The 21,808-nt window shown below is 74.3% G+C and carries 15 protein-coding genes; 2 read left to right on the plus strand and 13 right to left on the minus strand.

What is annotated here, in order from left to right; translation table 11 throughout:
* Positions 1–10: 10 nt before the first annotated feature.
* The 4 genes from ACWDBE_RS08220 to ACWDBE_RS08235 all read right to left on the minus strand — a co-directional run bounded on the left by ACWDBE_RS08220 (position 11) and on the right by ACWDBE_RS08235 (position 3,852).
* A complete protein-coding gene (locus ACWDBE_RS08220) occupies positions 11–409 on the minus strand; it encodes a hypothetical protein (RefSeq protein WP_449790038.1) in 399 nt (132 codons plus the stop codon).
* Positions 406–774, minus strand: coding sequence for a WhiB family transcriptional regulator (locus tag ACWDBE_RS08225; RefSeq protein ID WP_402401468.1), 369 nt, complete (start codon positions 772–774; stop codon positions 406–408). The genes ACWDBE_RS08220 and ACWDBE_RS08225 overlap by 4 nt, the downstream gene beginning before the upstream one ends.
* 171 nt (positions 775–945) lie before the next feature.
* Positions 946–1,392 carry a hypothetical protein gene (locus tag ACWDBE_RS08230; RefSeq protein ID WP_449790039.1) on the minus strand — a complete coding sequence of 149 codons (447 nt, stop codon included), beginning with the start codon at positions 1,390–1,392 and terminating at the stop codon, positions 946–948.
* A 291-nt stretch (positions 1,393–1,683) separates the two neighbouring features.
* A complete protein-coding gene (locus ACWDBE_RS08235; protein ID WP_449807557.1) occupies positions 1,684–3,852 on the minus strand; it encodes an ATP-dependent DNA helicase UvrD2 in 2,169 nt (722 codons plus the stop codon).
* A gap of 263 nt (positions 3,853–4,115) precedes the next feature.
* Between ACWDBE_RS08235 and ACWDBE_RS08240 the strand changes: the two genes are divergently transcribed.
* Positions 4,116–4,373 carry a mycoredoxin gene (locus ACWDBE_RS08240; RefSeq protein ID WP_329928084.1) on the plus strand — a complete coding sequence of 86 codons (258 nt, stop codon included), beginning with the start codon at positions 4,116–4,118 and terminating at the stop codon, positions 4,371–4,373.
* 87 nt (positions 4,374–4,460) lie between these two features.
* On the opposite strand, the gene ACWDBE_RS08245 is transcribed toward ACWDBE_RS08240, so the two are convergent.
* The 6 genes from ACWDBE_RS08245 to ACWDBE_RS08270 all read right to left on the minus strand — a co-directional run bounded on the left by ACWDBE_RS08245 (position 4,461) and on the right by ACWDBE_RS08270 (position 12,561).
* Positions 4,461–5,300, minus strand: a complete 840-nt coding sequence (locus ACWDBE_RS08245; protein WP_449807528.1) for a GntR family transcriptional regulator — start codon at positions 5,298–5,300, stop codon at positions 4,461–4,463.
* Between the two features lie 277 nt (positions 5,301–5,577).
* Positions 5,578–6,519 (minus strand): NAD(+) diphosphatase, encoded by a 942-nt coding sequence (gene nudC / locus ACWDBE_RS08250; RefSeq protein ID WP_449807529.1) that lies wholly within the window; start codon positions 6,517–6,519, stop codon positions 5,578–5,580.
* A 124-nt stretch (positions 6,520–6,643) separates the two neighbouring features.
* A complete protein-coding gene (locus ACWDBE_RS08255) occupies positions 6,644–8,047 on the minus strand; it encodes a dipeptidase (protein ID WP_449790042.1) in 1,404 nt (467 codons plus the stop codon).
* A gap of 215 nt (positions 8,048–8,262) precedes the next feature.
* Positions 8,263–11,103 carry an ABC transporter permease gene (locus ACWDBE_RS08260; RefSeq protein ID WP_449807530.1) on the minus strand — a complete coding sequence of 947 codons (2,841 nt, stop codon included), beginning with the start codon at positions 11,101–11,103 and terminating at the stop codon, positions 8,263–8,265.
* Entirely contained in the window at positions 11,100–11,864 is a 765-nt protein-coding gene (locus ACWDBE_RS08265; RefSeq protein ID WP_449790044.1) for an ABC transporter ATP-binding protein, read from the minus strand. The genes ACWDBE_RS08260 and ACWDBE_RS08265 overlap by 4 nt, the downstream gene beginning before the upstream one ends.
* A gap of 70 nt (positions 11,865–11,934) precedes the next feature.
* A complete protein-coding gene (locus ACWDBE_RS08270) occupies positions 11,935–12,561 on the minus strand; it encodes a PadR family transcriptional regulator (protein ID WP_449790045.1) in 627 nt (208 codons plus the stop codon).
* Positions 12,562–12,640: 79 nt separating this feature from the next.
* On the opposite strand from ACWDBE_RS08270, the gene ACWDBE_RS08275 reads away from it, so the two are divergent.
* Positions 12,641–13,612 (plus strand): endonuclease/exonuclease/phosphatase family protein, encoded by a 972-nt coding sequence (locus ACWDBE_RS08275; RefSeq protein ID WP_449790046.1) that lies wholly within the window; start codon positions 12,641–12,643, stop codon positions 13,610–13,612.
* A gap of 15 nt (positions 13,613–13,627) precedes the next feature.
* Here the strand turns inward: ACWDBE_RS08275 and ACWDBE_RS08280 are convergent, their stop codons facing one another.
* The 3 genes from ACWDBE_RS08280 to ACWDBE_RS08290 form a co-directional block, all read right to left on the minus strand.
* Positions 13,628–14,842 carry a PP2C family protein-serine/threonine phosphatase gene (locus ACWDBE_RS08280; protein ID WP_449790047.1) on the minus strand — a complete coding sequence of 405 codons (1,215 nt, stop codon included), beginning with the start codon at positions 14,840–14,842 and terminating at the stop codon, positions 13,628–13,630.
* 191 nt (positions 14,843–15,033) lie between these two features.
* The gene (locus ACWDBE_RS08285; protein ID WP_449807531.1) at positions 15,034–18,309 is read right to left on the minus strand and encodes a UvrD-helicase domain-containing protein; all 3,276 of its coding nucleotides are present in this window, start codon (positions 18,307–18,309) and stop codon (positions 15,034–15,036) included.
* A gap of 91 nt (positions 18,310–18,400) precedes the next feature.
* A complete protein-coding gene (locus ACWDBE_RS08290; RefSeq protein WP_449790049.1) occupies positions 18,401–21,799 on the minus strand; it encodes an ATP-dependent helicase in 3,399 nt (1,132 codons plus the stop codon).
* Between the last annotated feature and the right edge of the window lie 9 nt (positions 21,800–21,808).

A 21,808-nucleotide genomic window follows, 5' to 3' on the forward strand; every position in this document is an offset into this window, starting at 1 on the left:
GGGCCAGGCCCTACATCAGGGCGACGGCGAGCGCCTTGCGGGCGCGCATCGAAGCGCGCTCGGCCCGCTGCTTGAGCCTGCGGGCCCGGACGACCCGGCTGACGAGCCGTTGGTTCTCGGCCTCGTGCCGCCTGTCTTGCATATGGGCACGGGCCAGGGATTCGTGGAGGAGTTGCATCTCGAGGATCCTGTTCTGGGTCTGGCGTTCGGTGGCCTGCTCGGCGCGGGCGGTGGGGTCGACGGCGGCGGGGTTCATGTCGTGGTCCTGCTCGTGGTGCTTGCTCGGGAACGGGATGCGGGCTGCGGCGTCGGCCTTGGCGGCGGCGATCCGCACGGATCGACGGAGGGCGCTGTCCAGCGGGAGCTGCTGTCCCCGGCGGACGACCCTGGCCTCGTGGGCGGGGTTCACGCCATGACCTCGGTCTTGCGCGGACGGCCACGGGGACGCTTGCGCGCCACCACGACGCCCTGGACGAACAGCTCGCCACCCCAGACGCCCCACGGCTCACGCCGCTCCAGGGCGCCGGCCAGGCAGGCGTCCTTCACCGGGCAGGTGCCGCAGAGGGACTTGGCGTACTCGACGTCGGCCGGCGTCTCGGCGAAGAAGACCTCGGGGTCGAAGGCGCGGCAGGGGATGGGGAGACCGAGGGACTCGGCCTGCTCGATCGAGCTGAGCTGCATGGAAGGAACCTCCGGGGGGTCGGCCTGGTCGGCCTTGGTGATCTGGCTTGTCTGCGGTACGGACGGGGTGGGCGGCGTGATGACCGTGGACACTGTGGGCGTCTTCCTCGTCTTTTCTCAGTGGTTCCGACCCAGGGGACTGGTGGTGCTGGGCCGGAGGCCCCGAAGGGCCTGGGTGGTCTTGCGTACCGGACAAAACAGAAGGGCCGCGGATCCCGGTGGTGACGGGTTCCGCGGCCCTGGAGGTGCCGACCTGAGGCTGGCTCAGGTTCGTTCTCTCCAGGGTTCAGGGCCGCGGAAGGCCCACATCCGGACGGCCTTGGCGCCCATGGGGGCGACCGCGGCCTGGTTAATCTGCTGCTCGTTCTGCTTCTGGGTGTTTCCGGCACCGATGACCTGCGCATAGCCGCCATGCATGGCGGCGGCTACTGCCGCCTTCGGTGCCTGGGTCGGTCGCTCGTCGCGCAGGGAGCACGACGTGCCGAACGACGCCCAGTCACGGGACAGACCGGTCTCGACAAAGGTCCCGTCGACGCTCCTGCTGCCCGTGAGGCACAGATCAGTGTGTCCGGGACCACTGACAGCGGGGACGGCGAGGACACCGGTGGTGTCGAGACCCAGACCGGTTCCACCGAGCTCGGCGAACGCCCGCAGGCGGGCGGCACGCAGGGAGGCAGCGACAACGGTCTGGCCAGTCATTTTGGTGATCATGATGTTTCCCACTGTCTTCGCCTCCTCTCGGCGTCTCGCGGAGCCTGGTCTCCCTGGCTCCGAATGTTCGGATGTCTGTCTCGGTGAAGCTCGGTAAAGCGTTGTGAAGCTCTCGGGCGAGGGGCACCAGCACAGGTTTCACCCCGTGCGACCGCGTCCCCTTGACCGCTCCGGCAGGCTATTGCGCTCCCGGTACGCGGCGCAAACTATTTTTCACGCGAGTTCTTCGGCACGACACACGACGGGTTGCGAAGCCCTCGAAGCGGCCCCGTGGACCGCGCCCGTACCGGCTCAGGCCGGATCGGCCGGACCGCCGTCCTCGACGTCGTCCGGATCCTCTTCGGGCTCCTCCCCCGCACACAACGAGAGCACGGCCGCCCCGTACTTGTCCAGCTTCATGGCGCCGACCCCGGAGATGGCGGCCAGTTCCCCGCGGCCGGCGGGCACGTCCTCGGCGATCGCCATCAGCGTGGCGTCGGTGAACACCACGTAGGCCGGCGCGCCCTGCTTCTTCGCCTGCCGGGCCCGCCACTCGCGCAGCCGTTCGTAGAGCCCCTCGTCCATCGTGGACGGGCAGCTCTCGCAGCGGCGCAGCTTGCGCTCGACGGCCTCGGTGAGCACCTTGTCGCAGACCCGGCACTTGACCGGTCCGCGGACCCGCCGAGCGGCGGAGCGCTCGCCGGCCTCGACGCCCCCTCGCCCGCCGCGTGCGCTGGTGCGCGCGCCGGGGGCGGCGGAGCCGGGGCGCAGCCCGTCCAGGAAGCGGCTGGGCTTGCGGCCGGCCCGCCCGCCCGGGGAGCGGGAGAGCGCCCAGGAGAGGGTGAGGTGCTTGCGGGCGCGGGTGACGCCGACGTAGAGGAGGCGGCGTTCCTCCTCGACCTGTTCGTCGGTCTTGGCGTAGATGATCGGCAGGGTGCCCTCGGTGAGGCCGACCAGGAAGACGGCGTCCCATTCGAGGCCCTTGGCGGCGTGCAGCGAGGCGAGCGTGACGCCCTCGACGGCGGGGGCGTGCTGGGCCGCGGCGCGGGCGTCCAGTTCTGCGACGTAGGCGGCGAGGTCGGTGTCCTGGCCGGCCGCGGTGCGGGTGCGTTCGAACTCCTCGGCCAGTCGGACGAGGGCGGCCAGTGACTCCCAGCGGTCCCGGACGGCACCGGAGCCGGCCGGCGGCTCGGCGGTGAAGCCCCGGGTGGCGAGGACCGCGCGGACCTGGCCGGCCAGGTCGGGGGCGCCGTCGGTGAGCGGGTCGGAGGCGGCGCGGGCGGCGCCGCGCAGCAGGACGCCGGCGTCCCGGACCTCGGGGCGTTCGAAGAAGCGTTCCGCGCCCTTGAGCTGGTAGGGGACGCCGAGGTCGGCGAGGGCCTGTTCGTAGACCTCGGACTGGCCGTTGGTGCGGAACAGCACGGCGATCTCGCTGGCGCGCACCCCGGTGGCGAGCAGGTCCTTGATCCGGCGGGCGGTGGTCTCGGCCTCGGTGGGTTCGTCCTCGTACTCGGTGTAGACGGGTTCGGGGCCGGCCTCGCGCTGGGAGACGAGTTCCAGGCGGTGCCGGGCGGCCTCGCCGCGGGCCTGGGCGAGCAGTCCGTTGGCGAGGTGGACGACCTGGGGGGTGGAGCGGTAGTCGCGGACGAGCTTGACCACCGTCGCCCCGGGGTGGCGGCTGCGGAAGTTGAGGAGGTAGTCGGGGGTGGCGCCGGTGAAGGAGTAGATGGTCTGGCTGGCGTCGCCGACGACGCAGAGGCTGGCGCCGCCGTCGGGGCCGGTCCACTGGTCGAGCAGGCGCTGCTGGAGCGGGGAGACGTCCTGGTACTCGTCGACGGTGAAGTGCCGGTACTGGGAGCGGACCTGGTCGGCGATGTCCGGGCGGTCCTCCAGGATGGCGGCGGTGAGCAGCAGGACGTCCTCGAAGTCGATGTTGCCGCGGCGGCTCTTGGTCTCCTCGTAGACGCGGTAGACCTGGGCGGTCTCGGCCGGGTCGCGGGGGGCGTCGCGGCCTGACTTGGCGACGGCGGAGGGGTAGTCCTCGGGGGCGATCTGGGTGACCTTGGCCCATTCGATCTCGGCGGTGAGGTCGCGCAGTTCGGTGCGCTGGACGCGTAGGCCGCAGCGGCCGGCGGCTTCGGCGACGAGTTGGACCTTGCGTTCCAGGAGTTGGGGGACGGGGCCGCCGACGGCGCGCGGCCAGAAGTACTGGAGCTGGCGCAGGGCGGCGGCGTGGAAGGTGCGGGCCTGGACGCCGTCGGCGCCGAGCTGGCGCAGGCGGCCGCGCATCTCGCCGGCGGCGCGGGCGGTGAAGGTGACGGCGAGGACCTGCTGGGGGTGGTAGACGCCGCTGCGCACGCCGTAGGCGATCCGGTGGGTGATGGCGCGGGTCTTGCCGGTGCCGGCGCCGGCCAGGACGCAGACGGGGCCGTGCAGGGCGGTGGCGACGGCGCGCTGCTCGGGGTCGAGCCCGGCGAGCACGGCGTCCGGGCCCGTGGCGGCGCCGGGGTCGGCCCAGGGGGAGCCGTGGGGGCCGTCGTAGGGGCTGCCGCTCAAGAGGTCTTCCTGCATGCGTTCCATCCTCTCAGCCCGGGGGGACATTGCGGACGGAGTTGTCCACAGGGCCGGTGCGATCGCAGGATGATCGCTCCGCGCGGCGGTCGACGGCGTGCCGGAATGCCCGCCGTCCGGTGGGCGTTCCCTCCGGAGACCGTTCGCACCTCTCTTTCGAAGGAGCCCCCTCGATGTCCGGCACCGTGACGATGTACAGCACGACCTGGTGTGGGTACTGCAACCGACTCAAGAGCCAGCTGGACCGTGAAGGCATCGGCTACACCGAGATCAACATCGAGGAGGACCCGGCGTCGGCGTCCTTCGTCGAGTCGGTGAACAACGGCAACCAGACCGTTCCGACGGTGCTGGTGACGCCGGCCGGCGGCGGCGAGCGGGTCGTGATGACGAACCCGAGCCTGCTGCAGGTCAAGAAGGCCCTGGCGGCCTGAGCCCCGCGGCCCCGGACCGGTCGGCCCGGCCGTCCCCGGCCCCCGACCCCGCCGTGCCGGGGACGGGGTCGGCGGGGTCGGCGCGCGTCACTGCGCGTCGGCCCTGGCCGGGTCGACGGGCGTGGCGGGGGCGGGCAGGGTGGTGCGGGCGCCGAGGTCGCCGACGCCGTAGACGAGCCGGCTGCGGTCGGCCGAGTAGCGGGTCTCGATGACTCGTACGGGCCCGCGCCGGTCATAGGTGACGCGGGTCTGCACCAGCAGCGGCACGCCGGGGCCGCCCTGGAACCACTGGGCCTCCTCGGGGCCCGGCATCCGCGCGACCAGGTGGTCCACGGCGCCGATCTCGGTGCGCCCGAGGACGGCGAGCACCGCTTCGTCGCCGCCCTCGACGGGGTCGGGTTCCATCAGCGGGGTGCCGGCGGCGAGGCCGGCCCGGTAGTGGCTCTCCTCGATGGAGTACGGCTCGCGGTCGAGCAGCCGCAGCTGGCGGCGGACCACGATGGCCTCGCCGGGGCGCAGTCCGAGGCGTTCGGCGATGTCCACCCGGGCCCGGACGATCATCATCTCGAAGTCGGTGCCGAGTTCCCGTCCGGCTTCGGCGGCTTCGCCGAGGTAGACGGCGGAGGGCGCGGCGAGGCAGTCGCGCGGTGCGGAGGTCGGGCTGGGCCCGTAGGCGCGGTGGTCCAGGACGGGGTGTTCGCGCAGGTAGGTGCCCTTGCCCTGGAGGCGGACCAGGCGGCCCTCGTTGACCAGGACGTCGACGGCGAGCCGGACGGTGTTGCGGGCGACGCCGTACTGGCGCTCCAGTTCGCTCTCGACCGGCAGGGCGGCGTCGGCGGTGAACTCGCCTTCGGCGATCCGGCGGCGCAGGTCGGCGGCGAGGCGCTGGTATTTGGGGGATTGGGCGGTGCCCCGGGGGATTGTCACCCTCGTGAATGTAGCGAGCGGGGCGAGCCGGTTTCAGCGGTTTCCGGCAATATCGTCCGAGCGGGTTGACAACGGGCCAGCGCGACCCCCGCCCGGTAGCAGAACTGGCCCGTCCGAACACGAACAGCTGGTCGTGGTGAATGCGGGGCGGGATTGGAGAGAAAAACGGGGGCGCATGGAATTGTCCACGCGCCCCCCTTTCGTGCGGCCCTTTCGCGCCGGCGCCCTTTCCGTGGAACCGGCGGGACCGCCGACGCGTCCTACGGACCCCACGGCGCTACCAGCGCGCCGCCGACGGCAGCGGCTCCCCGTACCAGAGCTCGACCAGGTGCCGGGCGATCGAGATGCCCGACGGCGGCAGGATCTCCCCCGCCTCCATCCCGGCCCGCAGCTCCTCGCGGGAGAACCAGCGCGCCTCGGCCAGTTCCTCGCCGTCCACGGTGATCTCGGTGCCGCCGGGCAGCGCCTTGCCCTGGAAGCCGAGCATCAAACTGGACGGGAACGGCCAGGGCTGGCTGGCGACGTAGCGCACCTCGCCGACCCGTACGCCCGCCTCCTCGCGCACCTCGCGGGCCACCGCCTGCTCGATCGACTCCCCCGGCTCGACGAAGCCGGCCAGCGTCGACCAGCGGCCCTCCGGCCACAGCGCCTGGCGGCCGAGCAGGCAGCGGTCCTGCTCGTCGGTGATCACCATGATCACCGCCGGGTCGGTGCGCGGGTAGTGCTCGGCCGCGCAGGAGGTGCAGCGCCGCACGTGCCCGGCGCCGGCCTTCTCGGTCGGGTGCCCGCAGCGCGAGCAGAAGCTGTGCAGCCGGTGCCAGTGCTCCAGCGCCACGGCGTGCACGAGCAGCCCGGCGTCCCGGTCGGACAGCAGCCCGCCGACCTCGCGCAACCCGGCCGGGCGGGCGTCGCCGTCCAGGCGCCCGGGCAGGCTCTCGCCGGCCAGCGCGAAGTACGAGACGCCGTCCTCGTCGGTGCCGAGGAAGTACCGGTCGCCGGTCTGCGGCGCCTCGAAGGAGGGCAGCAGCACGAGTTCGGTGCCCTGCGCGGTGTCGACCACGAACGCCTCGCCGCCGGCGATCGGCAGGACCCGGGTGCTCGGGTGGCTCCAGGCGGCCGCCAGCCAGGGCTCGTCGAAACGGTGCTCGGCCGCCCGGTCCACCCCGGACCGGGCCAGTGCCAGGTGCAGCGGGCGCTCGGTCTCAGGCACGGTGCTCACGTCTGTTCCATCCCCACGTGGTGAATCATCCGGATGAGTGATCTGGCGGCCTCGGTGCGCGCACCAGGGGCCGTCCCCCCGGTGCGCGCGGTGGTGCTCACGCCCTCGGCGCGCGCTGCGGGGGTCACGCCCCCGGCCGGAAGTTCTCGGCCAGGTCGCCCCAGAGGTACGCGGCGGTCTCCACGCCCTTGGCCAGCAGGTCCAGCTCGACCTTCTCGTTGACCGAGTGCCAGCCGTCCGAGGGCACCGAGATGCCGAGGAACAGCACCGGCGCGCCCAGCACGTCCTGGAGGTCGGCGGCGGGGCCGGAGCCGCCCTCACGGGTGAAGAGGATCTTCTGCTCGAAGGCCCGTCCCATCGCGCGGACGGTGGACTGCAGCGCCGGGTGGTCCAGCGGGGTCAGGCAGGGCCGGGTCGCGCCGGGGAAGACCAGCTCGTGGCGGATGCCCTCGGGCACCTGCCCGGCCACCCAGGCCCGCACCGCCTCGCGGACCTTCTCCACCTCCTGACCGGCGACCAGCCGGAAGGACAGCTTGAGGTGCGCCGAGGCGGGGACGATGGTCTTGCCGCCGGGGCCGGTGTAGCCGCCCCAGATGCCGTTGACCTCGGCGGTCGGGCGGGCCCAGATCCGCTCCAGGGTGGAGTAGCCGGCCTCGCCGCGGGTGCCGTACGACTTGGCGACCTTCAGCCACTGCTCCTCGTCGAAGGGCAGCTCGGCGAACAGCTCGCGCTCGGTCTCGGTCAGCTCGACGACGTCGTCGTAGAAGCCCGGGATCGCGACCTTGCGGTCGGTGTCGTGCAGGGCGGCGGCCAGCTCCGCGGCGACCTGGGCCGGGTTGGGGACGGCGCCGCCGAAGGAGCCGGAGTGGATGTCGGTGTCCGGCCCGTACAGGTCGATCTGGGCGTCGGCCAGGCCGCGCATGCCGGTGCAGACGGTCGGCGTGGTCGCGGACCACATGCCGGTGTCCGAGATGACGACCACGTCGGCGGCCAGCCGCGCGGCCTCGCGCCGGACCAGGTCGGCGAAGTTCGGCGAGCCGGACTCCTCCTCGCCCTCGATCAGCAGCTTGAGGTTGACGGCCGGCGCGGTGCGGCCGGTGGCGGCGAGGTGGGCGCGCACGCCCAGGGTGTGGAAGAACACCTGGCCCTTGTCGTCGGCGGCGCCGCGCGCGTACAGCCGGCCGTCGACCACGGTCGGGGTGAACGGCTCGGTCTCCCAGCCGTCCTCCTTGGCCGCGGGCTGGACGTCGTGGTGCCCGTAGACCAGGACGGTCGGCGCGGACGGGTCCCCGGAGGGCCACTCGGCGAACACCGCCGGCAGTCCGTCGGTCTCCCACACCTCGGTCACCGGGAAGCCGGTCTCGCCCAGCTTGGCGGCCAGCCACTCGGCCGAGCGCCGCACGTCGCCGGCCCGCTCCGGGTCGGCGGAGACCGAGGGGATGGCCAGCCACTCGGCGAGGTCAGCGAGGAAGGCGGCCTGGTGCTGATCGATGTAGGAGCGGACGACGCTGTCCGGGGTTCTCGTCATACCGACGACTGTAGTTCGCCCGTGCGGGTGCCCGCCCCGGCCGTCCGGCTGCCGGGCGCCGTCGGGGCTGTAACCTCCGTCACCCCGACCTCCGTGACCCCGACCTCCGTCGCCCTCGAACCTCCGTCGCCCCCGAACCGCCGTCACCCCCGCCGCGGCGGTGCCGTGGACGGGGGTGACAGGGAGCGGGCGCGGGCTCGCGCCCCGGGGGGGGCTCAGCCGGAACGGCGCAGCAGGGTGATCCGCGAGCGGGTCATCAGGGCCGCGAGCGCGGCGGCGATTACCGGCAGCAGCAGCACGGTGGCGGCGATGGTGGGCCACGGGAAGACCAGGGCCGCCTTGTTGGCGAGCTCCTCGGGGCTCATCCCCGGGTAGCTGTTCGCCGCGGCCTCGACCTTGCGCAGCGCCACGCCGGGCACCACGCCGCAGACCACGCCGAGCAGGGTGCCCATGGCGGCGATCACCCCGCACTGGAAGCCGGAGAGCGAGCGCCGGATGCGCGGCTCGGCGCCGACGGCGGCGAGGGTGGTCAGGTCGCGCTGGGAGTCGGCGGCGGCCAGTCCGGTGGCGATGCCGGCCGCGCCGAGGGCGACGACGGCCGCGAAGATGTTCAGCCCGAACTGGATCAGTCCGGCCGGGGACTCGTAGCCGCGTTCGATCTTGAGCACGTTGTGGTCGTTGACCTTGGCCAGCGCGCCGTCGGCCTTCTGCTGGGCGCCGTCCGTGGGCATGGCAGCGGGCAGCCAGACCGAGCCGGCCGGCCGGGTGCTGAGGCCGAGTCGGGTGACGATGTCCTGGCCGACCACGATCTGGGCCGGGGCGGCCGGGGAGGAGGGGGCGAGGACGGCGTCCAGGGCGACCTCGGTGTGGGTGGGCCTGCTCGCGCGGCTCCCGTCGTTCGTGGTGGGGTTCGGACCGGTGATCCGGACGATCGTCTTGCCGTCCTTGACGAAGCGGGCGTCGAAGACGACGGCCTTGCCGCCCGCGAGGGCCTGGCCGGCGGCCGGGTCGGTGATCCCGTAGAGGTTGCGCAACAGGGTGGCGTCGCCGACCGTGACCGGGCCGTACGGGTTGCCCCAGTGCTGGTCGGACCGGCAGCGCTTGTCGTTGCCGAGGATCCGCTCGCGCTCGGCGTCGGCGAGGGTCTCCTCCGAGTCCATGAGCGGGCAGCGGTCCTCCTTGGGCAACTCGACGCTGACGTAGCCGCAGTAGCTGCCGGCGCCGCAGTCGGCCTTGGGTTCGACGCGCTGGACGTCGGCGCGCGGGCCGAGGTCGGGGATGCTGCGTTCGACGGCCTCGCGCATCTGCGGCAGCAGCTTTTCGTCGGACAGCCAGCCGCTGCCGAGGATGACCGCTCCGGACGGGCCGGAGGCGACGTACTCGCGCCGGTACTGCTCCTCGAAGCTGGCCATGTAGACGCTGACGGCGACGGAGCCGGCGACGGCGGCCATCACGGCGGCGACGGCGGGCGCAGTGCGGCCGCGGTGGCGTACGGAGTCGCGCAGGGCGAGCCGGGGGCCGAGCGTGAGCCAGCGGCCGAGCCGGCCGAACAGGCCGACGAGGTAGGGCACGAGGGCGACCATGCCGAGTTCGGCGATGGCCGAGCCGCCGAGGACGGCGAAGCTGCGGTTGCCGATGCCGCCGGTGGCGCCGAACAGGGCGAGGGCGGCGCCGCCGGCGAGCATCAGCAGGCCGAAGACGGCGAGCTTGGGGCTCGGCGGCTTGAGGGTGTCGCGGCCGGTGAGCGCGGCGACGACGTCCTGCCGGGAGGCCTGGACGGCGGGCACGACGGCGGCCAGCAGGCCGGTGACGAGTCCGACGAGGAGGATGCCGAGCAGGTCGAGCGGCGGCAGGGCGAAGTGGGCGAAGCGCCGGCCGGAGCGCTCCTCGGCGGTGGTCTGCAGCAGGGCGACCAGGCCGATGCCGAGGCCGAGGCCGATCACGGCGCCGGTGATGCCGAGGACGATGCCGCCGCCGAGCACGACCGCGCGGACGTTGGCGCGTTCACCGCCGGCGGCGGCGAGCAGTCCGAGCTGGCGCCGGGAGCGCCGGGCGCCGACGGCGAAGGCGGGGCCCGCGAGGAGGACGATCTCCAGCAGGGCCATGCCGGCGACGGTGGCGAGGATGACGACGTCGGTCCGGTTGAAGTAGCTGGTGCCGCCGTACTGCTTCTGCTGGACGTAGTACGGGACATCGTCGCGGGCCGGCGGGTCGATCAGGACGGCGCGTGAGGTGACCTGGAAGCCGTACTCGTTGAGTTCCTTGACCTTCTGCCAGTCGACGGTGGCGCCGGCCGGGAGTTTGACCAGCCAGCGGGTGGGGTCTGCGTTGCCGGGGTTGTCGGGGTCCTCGGGGAGCTTGTGGAGCACGGTGCCGGGGCGGGCGGTGACTTCGGTGGCCCGCAGTTCGCCGGGGTACTCGTAGACGCCGGTGATGGTGAAGGGGCTGGACTCCACGCCGCGGACGGCGGTCCTGTCCCCGATCTTGAGTCCGGAGCGCTTGAGGAAGTCCTGGGTGACGGCGACCTCGGTGTCGGCGGTGGGGGCCCGGCCGCCGAGCAGGTCGATGCGGCCCTCCCAGACCGGGTCGGTCAGGTCGGCCTCGCTGACCCGGGTGCTGAGCAGGCCCTCGGTGCTGCTCGCCGCGGTGAACGGGCCGCTGAGCTCGGGCACCAGGGTGGCGCCCGGGATCAACTGGCGGGCCAGTTCGGCGGGTTCGGTGTCGAGGGCGCGCTGCTGCGCGGGGGTGTACGTGGGGGCCGCGCCGCCCTTGGCGTCGTCTTTGGGGTCCTTGATCGTGGAGCCCTTTTCGGGGTCGGGGGCCTGCTGGATGGAGGAGCCGCGTTCGACCATGTGCACTTCGGCGGCGGCCTGGCCCATGACCCGCACGGCGTGTTCGACGGGTGTGGGTTCGGCGCTGCGGAAGACCACGTCGGCGCCGGTGACGCCGAGGACGGGCAGGGCGACCATGGCGATGACGAGGGCGCTGCGGCCCTTGGCGCGCAGGGCGTCGCGGCGGGCTATGCGCAGGGCCACCCGCCAGGCGCTGAGCTTCACTCGTCCACCTTCAGGCTGTTGCCGGCGGCGCTGACGAGCAGGCTGGCGGCGTCCTGGCTGGTGGACTCGTCGACCATCCGGCCGTCGCGCAGGAAGACGACGCGGTCGGCCCAGGCGGCGTGCCGGGCCTCGTGGGTGACCATCATCGCGGCGGCGCCGGCGTCGCAGCGGGCACGCAGGACGGCGAGGACGGCTTCGCCGGTGGTGGAGTCGAGGGCGCCGGTGGGTTCGTCGGCGAGGACGAGGCGGCGGTCGCCGATCAGGGCGCGGGCGATGGCGACGCGCTGCTGCTGGCCGCCGGACATGTCGTCGGGGAAGCGGTCGGCGAGTTCGGGGATGCCGAGCTCCTCCAGGGCGGCGAGGGCCTCGCGGCGGGCGGCGCGGGCGGACAGCCCGTCGAGTTCGCGCGGCAGCGAGATGTTCTCGGCGGCGGTGAGCGCCGGAATCAGGTTGTAGTCCTGGAAGACGTAGCCGACGGAGCGGCGGCGGACCTGGGCGAGCTTCTTGCGGTTCAGTTCGCCCAGAACGACGCCCTCGACGAGGACCCGGCCGTTGCTGGGGGTGTCCAGGCCGCCGGCCAGGGTGAGCAGGGTCGACTTGCCGGAGCCGGAGGGGCCCATGACGGCGACGAACTCGCCGGGGTGGACCTTGAGGTCGACGCCGCGCAGGGCCTGGACCTCGGCGGCGCCCTGGCCGTGGACGCGGGTGACGTTCTCCAGGTGGAGCACCGGCGTCTGCCGGGCCTCTTGGGTGTGGGACACGAATTCCCCCCTTGTGCTGGGTGTGCGCTCGGAGTCGGGTCCGAGCCTGGTGGTTCGGGTACCGCGGGGATCAGGTGCGCAGGCGGCGGCCGCGCCTGGCGGGCGCGGCACCGTCGGCGGCCGCCTCGGCGGTGCGGGTCTGCAGGAGTTCGGCCTGCTGGGCGAGCCGGGTCTCGCAGTGGTCGAGCCAGCGGATCTCCGCTTCGGTCTGGAAGATGAGCTGGTCGAGGACGAGCAGCCAGGCCAGGTCGTTGCTGGCGGAGGGCACCGCGCCGGGGCGCGTCTCGCCTGCGAGGGCGCGGCCCTTGAGCCGGGTGTAGTCCTGGAGCGCCTTGATGCTGTGCCGGCGCTGGCCCTGGACGACGGCGGAGACGTCCACCCCGGGGACGGTCACTGCCATGGCGAGCTTGATCGCCAGTTCGTCGCGCGGCGGGTTGGTCCTGGGCACCGGGGTGTCGAACCAGGTGCGCAGTTCCTCCCGGCCGGCGTCGGTGGCGGCGTAGAACTGGTGGCCCTCGTCGTCCTCCCCCGCGGGCTCGACCAGTCCGTCGCGTTCCAGCCGCGACAGCGTGGTGTAGACCTGTCCGACGTTGAGCGGCCAGGTGGCGCCGGTGCGCGCCTCGAACTCGGTGCGCAGCTGGTAGCCGTAGCGCGGGCCCTGGTCGAGCAGGGCGAGCAGACCGTGACGAATGGACATACCGAGTATGTATACCCGGTATGCCCTGGCGCCTCAAGCCGGGCCCGCCCGCCCCGGGGAGCGGGTACCGTCGTGCGGTGTGAGCCAGTTGCGCATCGCCACCTTCAATCTCCTGCACGGCCAGCCGCTCGCCCCGGACGGCGGCCCGCGGCCCTACCCGTCCGACGCCGGCGGGCCGTTGGCCGAGGCGGTGGCCGCGCTGGACGCCGACGTGCTGGCCCTCCAGGAGGTGGACCGGCACCAGGCGCGCTCCGGCGGCACCGACCAGGCGGCGGTGGCGGCCGCGGCGATGGGCGCCAAGGACTGGCGCTTCGCCGCCGCGCTGCACGGCCGCCCGGCGCCGGTGGCGGGCTGGGTCAGGGAGCCGTCCGAGCCGGGCGCCCTGCGGGTGTACGGGCCGGACGAGACGGGCGACGGCGCCCCGCCCTCCTACGGGACGGCGCTGCTGACGAGGCTTCCGGTGCGGCACTGGCGGGCCCGACGGTTCGCCCCGGCGCCGTTCGGGCTGCCGCTGCGGGTGGCCGGGCGGCGCGGCCTGACCCCGGTGCCGGACGAGCCCCGGGCGGCGCTGGCGGCCGTCCTGGAGGGCGAGCGCGGGCCGTTCACCGTGGTGGCGGCGCACCTGTCGTTCGTCCCCGGCTGGAACATGGCGCAACTGGCCGGCATCCGGCGCTGGATCGCCGACCTGCCCCAGCCGTACCTGGTGCTGGGCGACTTCAACCTGGTCGGCGCGGTGCCGCGCACGGTGCTCGGCGGGGCGACGGCGCTGGAGCGCACCGCGCCGCGGGCCCGGGTGCGGGAGCTGCGGGCGGCCCGGCGGGCCCGGCCCTCGCCGGCCGAGCCGCGCCGGCGCCGGGTGCGTGAGCCGCGGCCGCGCCTGCAGGGCTGGTACGACCTGGCGCGTACGCCGACCTACCCCTCGCACCGGCCGGCGGTGCAGTTCGACCACGTGCTGGCGATCGGGGTGCCGCGCGCGGCGGTCGGCCCGGTGGCGGCGCCGCGGGCGGCGGTGTCGGACCACCGCCCGCTGCTGGTCGAGGTGTCGCTGTAGGACGGGACCGGCGCCCTACTGGGGCGTCAGGATTCCGCCCTGCTGGGGGAGTTGGACGGCCGTGGCGGCGGCCCTGGGCACCTCCGGCCCGAACGCGGGCGGGGGGTCGAACTGGAGCAGCAGCATGGCCGCGTCGTCGCCGAGCTGGCGCCCGACGTGGCGCACCACGTCCTCGTGCAGGCGCCGCAGGACGTCGGCCGGGCGGCCGTCGGCGCAGCGCGGGAAGCGTTCGGCGAGCGGGTAGAAGACGCCCGCGCGGTCGCGGGCCTCGATCACCCCGTCGGTGAACAGCAGCACCCGGTCGTCGCCCTGGAGCGGCAGCCGGTGCACCGGCGGGCGGACGTCGGCCGGGTCGAGGACGCCCAGGGGCGGTACGGTCTCGGCGAGTTCGAGCGCGCTGACCTCGCCGCCGCGCAGCAGCAGCGGGGCGGGGTGGCCGCAGTTGACGATCTCCGCGGCACCGTCGGGCCCGACGCCGATCAGCACCAGGGTGACGAACTCCTCCTCCACGCCCGGGTGGTCGTTCTCGTGAAGGGCGCGGTCGAGGCTGACGGCCAGCCAGCCGGCCACCCGGTCCAGGGCGGCCTCCTGGTGGGCGGCCTCGCGGAAGGCGCCGAGAACGGCGGCGGCCGTCTCCACCGCGCCGAGGCCCTTGCCGCGGACGTCACCGACCACGGCCCGCACCCCGTGCCGGGTGTTGACCACCTCGTAGAGGTCGCCGCCGATCCGGGCGTGTGCGGCGGCGGCCTCGTAGTGGACGGCGGCCCGGACGGTGCCGACCCGCTCGGGGACGGGCCGCAGCAGCACCCTGCGGGCGATCGAGGCGACCAGCTGGGCGTCGGCGAGCGCCTGCTCCTGGCGCAGCCTCAGGGTGGCGCTGACCCAGCCGATCGCGGCGACGAGCAGGATCGCGAAGACGCTGGCGGCGTGCACGGACTCGCCGAGCGTGTCGCTGCGGAAGGCCATCAGGAAGGCCGCCGCCTCGGTGCCCAGACCGATGGCGAGCGGGTACCAGGTTCGGCGGCTGACCACGGCGGCCAGCGCGGGCACGGCGGTGAGGGCCGGTTCGACCGTCACCTCGGTGCCGCTGAGGTAGTCGAGGGCGACGATCAGCACCATGCCGATGAACGGCAGCGACAGCGCCGTCCTCGGCCAGGTGCCGGTCGCGCCCGGAGCGGGCCCCGGTGTCGGCCCGGTGAACCGCTCTCTGATCCATCCGGTCGCGCTCAACTTCGGTCTCTCCAGCAGAAGACGCCGATGCCCGGGGGCACCTGCGGTGATGACTGAGGGTCAGGGAATGCGGGCCTCGCTGGCGGCCGGAGCACGGGGGTTGACCGGTTACCGACCCCACAATAGGCGCGAAACGTGCACGACGCACAGGTTTCGGGCACTGGCGTGATGACTTGGATGCTCTGCGTGACTCAATAGTCACTGTTCCCGATCAGGAGCCGTTCCAACTCTTTTCGGCCGGGAAGTCCTGTCGGACGGACGATCCGGCCGCTGCGGACGTACAGGAACGAAGCCGTGACCTGCTCGGGATCGACGCCCGCGTGCTCGGCCCAGGCCAGCCGGTAGACCGCGAGCTGCAACGGGTCGGCGGTCTCCTCCCGGTGGGTCTTCCAGTCCACCACTTCGTAGCGTGACGCACCACCGGATTCCGACAACCCGTCATCTTCCCGGTAGACGGCGTCGATCCGGCCCCGCACCACCCGGCCCGCCAGCACCAGCTGGAACGGCGCCTCCACCCGGTGGGGCTTGCGCTGCGCGTACGGGGTGCGCAGGAACGCCTCCTTGAGCCGCTCCAGGTCCTGCTCGTCCTCGATGCCGTCATCGTCGGCGCCGGGCAGCGCGCCGGGCTCGACCAGCAGCAGCGGCTCGATGCGGGACTGCACCCAGGCGTGGAAGCGGGTGCCGCGCCGGGCCGCCGGCTGCGGCGGGCGCGGCATCGGGCGGGCCAGCTCGTGGGCGAAGCCGTCCGGGTCGGCGGCCAGGCGCAGCAGCTGGGTGGCGGACAGCGCGGCGGGCAGCGGCACGTCCCGGGCGGTGCGCCGGGAGCGCTCCAACTCGCCCAGCAGCGCGGTCAGGTCGCGGTCCCAGGAGGCGACCTGGCGCTGGTCCTCGGGGGCCATCTCCTCCGGCCCGCCCTGCGCCTGGCCCGAGGGCCCGGAGGCGGACGGGCGGGTCACCGCCCCGGCCACGCGCGAGCGCACCACCTCGGCGACGCGGCGGCGGGCGTGCTGGGCGGCCGGGTCCAGCGGCAGCGGCCAGGGGTGTTCGACGGGGGCGGCGAGTGCCGGGTTCTCGGCGCCCTTCTCCGGCTGCTCGGCCCAGTGCTCGACCTCGCCGGCGCCGGGCCGCTCGCAGTGCTCGCGCAGCTGCTCCAGGAAGGCGGACGGGCCGCGGACGGTCTTCTGGCTCGGCCCCCACCAGTGCCCGGAGGCCAGCAGCAGCGACCGGGGCCGGGTGAACGCCACGTAGCCCAGGCGCAGTTCCTCGACGGCGGAGTGCTCGGCGAGCTCCTTGCGGAACGCCGTCATCGACTTCCCGTTCCAGCCGCCGCGCACGTCGGGCAGGGTTTCGGCGTCGCCGCGCAGGGCGTGCGGAAGCACCCGCTTGGTGCTCGTCCAGCGTTCGCGCGGGCTCGATGACGGGAATGCGCCCCGTACCAGGCCGGGGACGGCGACCACGTCCCACTCCAGGCCCTTGGACTTGTGGGCGGTGAGCACCTTCACGGTGTCCTCGCCGCCGGGCAGGCTGCTGTCCAGGCCGCGCTCGTACTCCTGGGCGGCGCGCAGGAAGCCGAGGAAGGCGGCGAGGCCCGGGTCGCCGTCGAGGTCGGCGAAGGAGGCGGCGACGTCCAGGAAGGCGTGCAGGGTCTCCCGCCGCCGGGCGGCCAGGGCCTGCGGGGAGGCGGCGAGTTCGACCTCCAGGCCGGTGACGGACAGCACCCGGTGCAGCACGTCCATCAGCGGGTCGGCGAGCGAGCGGCGCAGGTCGCGCAGCTCGGCGGCGAGCCGGGCGAAGCGCACCCGCGCCTCGGCGGAGAACGGCAGCTCGTCGGTCTTCCCCTGCTCACCGGACGGGGCTTCGAGGAAGGTCTCCACCGCGTCGGCCAGCGAGACCACCTCGGTCGGGTCGGCCTCGGCGACGGCGGCGGCCAGCGCCTCGACGCCCTCGGGCCGGTCGGTGCGCACCAGGTCGGCGGCCCGGCGGCCGAGCAGGGCGAGGTCGCGCGGGCCGATCCGCCAGCGCGGGCCGATCAGCAGGCGCACCAGCGCGGCATTGGCGGTCGGGTCCTGCAGCACCTCGCAGACCGCGACCAGGTCGGCCACCTCGGGCAGCTGCAGCAGCCCGCCGAGGCCGACCACCTCGACCGGCACCTCCCGGGCGACCAGCGCGGCGTGGATGTCGGGGAAGGCCGCGCCGCCGCGGCACAGCACGGCGATCCGGCCGGGCGCGGTGCCGGTGCGCACCAGGTGGGCGACCGAGTCGGCCAGCCAGTCGATCTCCTCGGCGTGGGTGGGCAGCAGCGCCGCGCGCACGAAGCCGTCCTGCTCGGCGCCGGGGGCGGGGCGCAGCGCCTCGACGCCCTCGTGCATCTCCCGCAGCGGGGCGGCGAGTTCGTTGGCGAAGGCGAGCAGCCGGCCGCCGCTGCGGCGGTTCTCGCTGAGCGCGTAGCGGTCGGCGGGGCGGCCGTCGGCCTTCGGGAAGTGCCGGGGGAACTCGTCGAGGTTGGCCACCGAGGCGCCGCGCCAGCCGTAGATCGCCTGGCAGGGGTCGCCGACGGCGGTCACCGGGTGGCCGCTGCCGCCGCCCGTGGAGGAGGTGGCGGGGCCGGCGCCGAACAGGCCGGCGAGCATCAGCCGCTGGGCGACGGAGGTGTCCTGGTACTCGTCCAGCAGCACCACCTTGAACTGGCCGCGCAGCAGCTCGCCGACCTCGGGGCGCTGCTGGGCGAGGCGGGCGGCGGCGGCGATCTGGTCGCCGAAGTCCATCAGCCCGGCGGAGAGCTTGCGGCGCCGGTAGTCCTCGACCAGGCTCAGCAGCTCCAGCCGGGCCCGGGCGGTGGCCGGGACGGCCCGCAGGTCGTCGTTGGTCAGTTTGACGGTGGCGAGGGTGTCCAGCAGACCCTCGTCGTACTCGCGCAGGGTCTGCGGTTCGACCAGGTGCTCGGCGAGTTCGCCGTCCAGTGCGGTGAGGTCGGCGACCAGGTTGGCGAAGGTGCCGGTGAGCGCGGGGAAGGGGCCGCGGGCGGTGCGCAGCACCTTGGCGGCGAGCTGGAAGCGGGTGGCGTCGGCGAGCAGCCGGACGTCCGGTTCGACGCCGATCCGCAGGCCGTGCTCCTTGAGCAGGCGGCCGGCGAAGGCGTGGTAGGTGGAGATCTCCGGGTCTCCGAGCGGCTCGGCGGCGTCCCGGTCGGCGACGCCGGCGCGCAGCAGCGAGGCGCGGACCCGTTCGGAGAGTTCGGCGGCGGCCTTGTTGGTGAAGGTGAGGCCGAGCACCTCCTCGGGCCGTACGGCGCCGGAGCCGACCAGCCAGACCACCCGGGCGGCCATCACCGTGGTCTTGCCGGAGCCGGCGCCGGCCACGATCACGGCCGGTTCGAGGGGGGCCGCGATGGCCGCCATCTGCTCCCGGTTGAACGGGATCCCCAGCAGCTCCTTGAGCTGGTCGGGATGGCTGAGCACGGCGGTCACCCCGCAACCGTAACCGGAGCGACGGACAAGCTTCGCCTCGCCGGTGCCCGGGTGCGCTGTCCGACCGGCGGTGTCGACGGTGCCCGGCCGGCTACTCGACCAGCTGGGTGCCGTCGCGCTGGGCGGAGCAGCTGCGGCGGAAGGCGCAGCGGTCGCAGCCGCCGCCGGTCTGCGGGACGAAGCGCTCGGCGAGGACCTTCCCGGCGGCCTCGGCGAGCAGGTTCTCGATCCAGGGCTCGCCCTGGGGCGGCTCCTGGCGCTGCACCTTGGGGGTGTCCCGGGCGGCCTTGGCGGCGGGCTCGCGCAGGTGGACGAGTTCGGCGCCGCCGGTGTCGGGCGGGTGCGCGGTGAAGCCGGGCAGCTCGTTCAGGGCGCCGGCCCGGACGGCGAGCTGGTAGACGGCGAGCTGCTTGTGCTCGGGCAGCGACTTGTCGGCGGGTATCTGCTTGCCGGTCTTGAAGTCGACGACGTAGGCGCGTCCGGCCGCGTCCTTCTCGACCCGGTCCATCGAGCCGCGGATGCGCACCGCGACCCCGCCGACGTCGAGGGTGACGTCGAAGCCGTGCTCGGTGGCGACGAGGTCGCGGCCGCGTTCCAGGACGTGCCAGTTGAGGAAGCGCTCCAGGGCGGCGCGGGCCTCGGTCTTCTCCTGTTGGGACTTCCAGGGCGCGTCGAAGGCCAGGGCGTCCCAGACGGTGTCCAGCCGTTCCATGAGCACGGCGAGGTCGGCGGGGGTGCGGCCGGAGCCGACCTCGTCGGCGAGGGCGTGCACCACGTTGCCGAAGCCCTGGGCGGCCGAGCCCGCGCCGCGTGCCTTGACCTCCTTGTCCAGGAACCACTGCAGGGAGCAGCTCTCCAGCTGTTCCAGTCCGCTGCCGGACAGCCGGACGGGCGCGTCGGCGCTGCGCAGCGGTTCGGGCGCGGAGGTCGGGTCGTCCAGGCCCCACCAGCGTTCGGGGTGGGCGGCGGGCACCAGCGGCAGCCCGTCCTCGTCGGTGGCGGCGGCGAGGGTGGCGAGCCGTTCGGCGGCGGCGCGGCGCAGTTCGGGCGAGCGGGCGGGGTCGACGGTGACGGCGCGCAGTTCGGCGACGAGGGCGGCGACGGACAGCGGGCGGCGGGGGCGGTGGGTGACGTCCTCGACGGTGACCGGCGGGGTGCGGCGCACCACCCTGCCGGTCCTGGGGTCGATGTCCTCGCGGTAGAGCTCGCGCAGGAAGCGGGAGGGCTCGTCGCCGTCGTCGGCGGGGGCCTTGACGGCGGTGACGATCAGCCGTTCCCTGGCGCGGGTCGCGGCGACGTAGAAGAGGCGGCGCTCCTCGCCGAGCAGGGCGCCGGGGGAGAGCGGTTCGGCGAGGCCGTCGCGGCCGATCCGGTCGGCCTCCAGCAGGGAGCCGCGGCGGCGCAGGTCGGGCCAGAGGCCGTCCTGGACGCCGGCGACGACGACCAGGCGCCACTCCAGGCCCTTGGAGCGGTGGGCGGTCATCAGCCGTACGGCCTCGGGGCGCACGGCCCGGACGGTGAGGGTGTCGGCGGCGATGTCCTGGGCTTCGAGTTCGGCGAGCAGGTCCAGGGCGCTGCGGTGGCCAGTGACCTGTTCCTCGGCGCGGGCGGCGGTCTCGAACAGGGCGCACAGCGCGTCCAGGTCGCGGTCGGCGTTGCGGCCGGCCGCGCCGCCGCGCAGGGCGGCGCGTTCCAGGCGCTCGCGCCAGCGGCGGCTGCCGTCCCACAGTTCCCACAGGGCCTCCTCGGCGGTGCAGCCGCCGGCCAGCTGTTCGCGGACCTTGCGCAGCAGGGTGCCGAGGTCGCGGGCGCGGCGGGCGTGCGCGGGGTCGAGGGCGACGAGGCGCTCGGGTTCGGCGAGGGCCTCGCGGATCAGCTCGGCGGCCGGGCGCGGGGCGGCGGCGGGGCCGGGGCGGGCCTTGGCGTCGGCGCGCAGCGCGGCGCGTTCCTCCTCGCGCAGGGCGCGGCCGAGGCGGCGCAGGTCGGAGCCGTCGAGGCCGCCGAGCGGGCCGGTGAGCAGTGCGTGTGCCAGTTCGGTGGTGAGCGGGTCGGGGGCGTCGGGGTCGCCCTGCTTGTCCCGGGCGGCCTGCTCGGCGCAGACCCGCAGGGCGAGCAGCAGCTGGGCGACGGCGGGTTCCTCGCGCAGCGGCAGGTCGTCGCCGTCGATCTCCAGCGGGACGCCGGCCGCGCCGAGTGCCCGCCGTACGCCGGGGATGGAGCGGGCGCCGGCCCGGACGAGCACGGCCATCTCGCCCCAGGGGACGCCGTCCTCCAGGTGGGCGCGGCGCAGCAGGTCGGCGATCGAGTCGAGTTCGGCGCCGGGGGTCGGGTAGGTGTAGACCTCGACCCGGCCGCCCTCGCGGGAGGGCAGCAGGGCGCGGTGCTGGGCGAGCTTGTCGGCGGGCAGCCGGCCCATCGGCATCCGGCGGGCGATTTCCCGGGAGGCGGCGAGCAGGACGGCGCCGGAGCGGCGGGAGACCCTGAGCACCTTGACCTCGGCGGGGCTGCCGTCGGCCTGCCGGAAGGTCTGCGGGAAGTCGAGGATGCCGTTGATGTCGGCGCCGCGGAAGGCGTAGATCGACTGGTCCGGGTCGCCGACGGCGACGAGGTCGCGTCCGCCGCCGGCCAGCCTGCGCAGCAGCCGGACCTGGGAGGGGTCGGTGTCCTGGTACTCGTCGACGAAGACGACGTCGTAGCGCTGCCGCAGTTCCTCGCCGACGTCGGGGCGTTCGGCGAGGAGGACGGCGCGGTGGACGAGTTCGGCGTAGTCGAGGACGCCGCGCAGGTCGAGGACGTCGAGGTAGTCGGCCAGGAAGTGCGCGGCGGCGGCCCAGTCGGGGCGCTGGACGCCCTGGGCGAAGCGTTCCAGTTCGGCTTCGCCGAGGCCGAGTTCGCGGCTGCGGGCGAGGACGGCGCGGACCTCGTCGGCGAAGCCGCGGGTGGTGAGGCAGGCCCGCAGGTCCAGCGGCCACCGGATGCGGGAGTTGCCGAGCCTGGCGTCCTCGGCGCCGCCGGCCAGCAGTTCGCGGACCATGACGTCCTGCTCGGGGCCGGAGAGCAGCCGCAGCGGCTCGGCGTAGTCCCGCGGGTCCTGGTGGGCGCGCAGCAGGGCGTAGCAGAAGGAGTGGAAGGTGGTGGCCTGCGGGGCGGCGGCCGAGCCGCCGAGGCGGCCGGACATCCGGTCGCGCAGTTCCGTGGCGGCCTTGCGGCTGAAGGTGAGGACGAGGATCCGCTCGGGGTCGGTGCCGTTCTCGATCCGCCGCGCGACGGCTTCGACGAGTGTGGTGGTCTTGCCGGTGCCCGGCCCGGCCAGGACGAGCAGCGGCCCGCCGGCGTGCTCGACCACGGCGCGCTGGTAGGCGTCCAGCACGGGTGGGTCGGGCTGGACGAGCGGGCTGCGCACGAGCCGGTAGGGGGAGCTCACGTACTTGGTCCTGGGGTCGGGCGGTGGGGCACGGCGGGGGCGGGCCCGCGGTGGGTCCGCCCGCATCGAGCCTAC

Source organism: Kitasatospora sp. NPDC001132 (assembly GCF_053598415.1).

Bases quoted from the DNA above. Each gene is read 5' to 3' on its own strand.
- ACWDBE_RS08230 (WP_449790039.1), bottom strand. From the start codon at position 1,392: ATGATCACCAAAATGACTGGCCAGACCGTTGTCGCTGCCTCCCTGCGT.
- ACWDBE_RS08240 (WP_329928084.1), top strand. From the start codon at position 4,116: ATGTCCGGCACCGTGACGATGTACAGCACGACCTGGTGTGGGTACTGC.
- ACWDBE_RS08255 (WP_449790042.1), bottom strand. From the start codon at position 8,047: ATGACGAGAACCCCGGACAGCGTCGTCCGCTCCTACATCGATCAGCAC.
- ACWDBE_RS08270 (WP_449790045.1), bottom strand. From the start codon at position 12,561: ATGTCCATTCGTCACGGTCTGCTCGCCCTGCTCGACCAGGGCCCGCGC.
- ACWDBE_RS08290 (WP_449790049.1), bottom strand. From the start codon at position 21,799: ATGCGGGCGGACCCACCGCGGGCCCGCCCCCGCCGTGCCCCACCGCCC.